Genomic DNA, 2625 nt, shown 5'->3' with positions numbered 1-2625 from the left:
TGCATAGCGGCAATCTAGGTGAGATTCAGCGTCAATCAGGATGAGACTCGCGCCGGGGTGTGACGGAGTGAGGGCGTAGCCCGATCGTAGTCATACCCCGGCGTGGCGCATATTTTCGGCGTCTCAAGATCGCGGTCGGTTCGGTACATTTGCGGTTTTCTGGATTGGAGAACCAGTTTGTGCCGGGTCGCCATGTAACCGATCATCAGATGAGACTCTTCATGAAGTACCGACAAACGCATTCCGTCGAGGTCGCCGCATCGAAAGCGTCGATCAGCCGAGCCACGGCATACCGCCTCGATAAGGAGGTACAACTACCATCTCAGAGCAAAACGCCGCGTGGACGCCGCCGCCCTGATCCCTTGGAGCCGATATTCGAGACTGAAGTCGTCCCACTGCTGAAGGCCGCACCCGGCATCCGTGCCGTCGCCGTCTACAACGAGATGCTGCGCCGACATCCAGAACTCTCTGAAGGTATCCGCCGCACGCTTGAACGCCGCATTCGGTCGTGGCGTGCTGTCCATGGCGAAGCGCAGGATGTCATCTTCCGCCAGACTCACGAGCCAGGCCGGCTAGGCCTTTCGGATTTTACCGACGCCAGCGGTCTTGGTGTGACGATCGCCGGCCAGCCGCTTGATCACCTGTTCTATCACTTCCGGCTTGTCTGGTCGGGCTTCGAACATGCCCATGTCATTCTCGGCGGGGAAAGCTTTGTCGCGCTGGCCGAAGGACTTCAAAATGCCCTGTGGTCCGTGGGTGGTACGCCGCTTTATCATCGCAGCGACAGCCTGTCGGCGGCATTCCGCAACCTCGACGCCGATGCCAAGGTCGATCTCACCCGCCGATACGATCAGCTTTGCTCCCATTATCGAATGACGCCGACGCGTAACAACAAAGGCGTCGCGCATGAGAATGGCTCGATCGAAAGCTCCCATGGCCATCTCAAGAACGCTGTTCATGATGCCCTGCTGATGCGGGGGACCAAGGAATTCGACGACCTCAGTTCTTACCGCGCCTTTGTCGACGAGATCGTCAGCCGTCGCAACGCTGCCCATGGCAGGCGCATTGATGCAGAGCGATCCCATCTGCAGGCGCTGCCAGAGCGCCGGACTACGGACTTCGAGGAGATTGTCGTTACGGTGTCCCGGACGGGCGGCTTCACCTTGCGCAAGGTCTTCTACACCGTGCCATCCCGCCTGATCGGCCACAGGTTACGAGTTCGCCTGTTCGACGATCGGCTGGATGTCTTCGTTGGTGGTACGCATCTGATGACGTTGCGCCGGGGACGTGGCCACGCTGACGGGCGACACGACCAGGTCGTCAACTACCACCACGTCATCCATTCCCTGCGTAAAAAGCCGATGGCGCTCCGTGGCCTCGTTTATCGCGACAAGCTCTTCCCACGCGAGGAATATCGCAAGGCCTTCGAAGCCCTGACCGAACATCTTCCCGATAAGCAGGCTTGCAAGATCACCGTTGAGCTTCTGGCACTGGCGCATGACCGTGGCTGCGAACGCGAACTTGCCGAAGAATTGGCTAGGACACTCGATGCTGGTGACTTACCCAATCTGGCTGCCATGCGAGCGCTCTTCGGTCCGGACCCGGCCAAGCTACCGACCGTTCATGTGCAACTCGCATCGCTCAACGGTTATGAAGCCCTGATCGGTACGGGAGAAGCCGCATGAAGAATGCCCACGTCATCGATGAAGCACGGCTCGGTATCATGCTCAACGAACTTCGGCTGCCGACCATCAAAACGCTGTGGCCGCAATTTGCCGAGCAGGCAGACCGGGAAGGATGGCCAGCAGCTCGTTTCCTGTCGGCTATTGCCGAGCACGAGCTGGCAGAGCGTGCCAATCGCAGGATTGAACGGCATCTCGCCGAAGCGCATCTGCCGCCCGGAAAGACCTTGGACAGCTTCGCTTTTGACGCTGTACCCATGATCTCGAAAGCGCAGGTCATGGCAATTACCGCCGGCGACAATTGGCTCGCCAAGGGAGCGAACATCCTCATGTTCGGTCCGCCCGGCGGAGGAAAGAGCCATCTTGCTGCTGCTATCGGTCTTGCGCTGATCGAGAACGGATGGCGGGTCCTGTTTACCCGGACCACCGATCTTGTGCAGAAGCTTCAGGTTGCCCGCCGGGAACTCCAGCTTGAATCTGCCATCGATAAACTCAACAAATATGACTTGCTCATCCTCGATGACCTCGCCTACGTCACCAAGGACCAGGCGGAAACAAGCGTGCTCTTCGAGCTGATCTCGGCACGATACGAGCATCGATCGATCCTGATCACCGCCAATCAGCCGTTCGGAGAGTGGAACCGGGTCTTTCCCGATCCCGCCATGACACTCGCAGCAGTCGACCGGCTTGTACACCATGCCACGATCTTCGAGATGAACGTCGAAAGCTATCGCCGCAGAACTGCGCTTGAGGAAAAACGCCAGCGAGGCCGTCCCGCGTCCTTCGCGACGATCAGAACCTCAGCGCTAGCTGTCGCGGAGCGGCAATCAGAAAACGACGAAGAACTTGTCAGCGACAATCAGCGTGATAACTTGATCCCGACCGCGACCTAAGAATCTCATCCAGATTGTCGCCCGCGTCTCATCCTGATTGCCGCGCTATA

Annotated in this window: 2 protein-coding genes; both read left to right on the top strand. The window is 58.7% G+C overall.

The features are described 5' to 3' along the window. The first annotated feature begins 179 nt into the window (after positions 1-179). Positions 180-1685, top strand: coding sequence for an IS21 family transposase (gene istA / locus P9A16_RS35490; RefSeq protein ID WP_037405471.1), 1506 nt, complete (start codon positions 180-182; stop codon positions 1683-1685). Then, positions 1682-2575: an IS21-like element ISRel5 family helper ATPase IstB gene (gene istB, locus P9A16_RS35485; protein ID WP_024270107.1), complete on the top strand. Its 894-nt coding sequence runs from the start codon at positions 1682-1684 to the stop codon at positions 2573-2575. The genes istA and istB overlap by 4 nt, the downstream gene beginning before the upstream one ends. The last annotated feature ends 50 nt before the right edge of the window (positions 2576-2625 follow it).

The sequence above is a fragment of the Shinella sp. 838 genome (assembly GCF_029623935.1).
Taxonomy (GTDB): domain Bacteria; phylum Pseudomonadota; class Alphaproteobacteria; order Rhizobiales; family Rhizobiaceae; genus Shinella.
The sequence above is the reverse complement of the archived record's forward strand: the minus strand, read 5'-3'. Positions and strand labels throughout refer to the sequence as shown.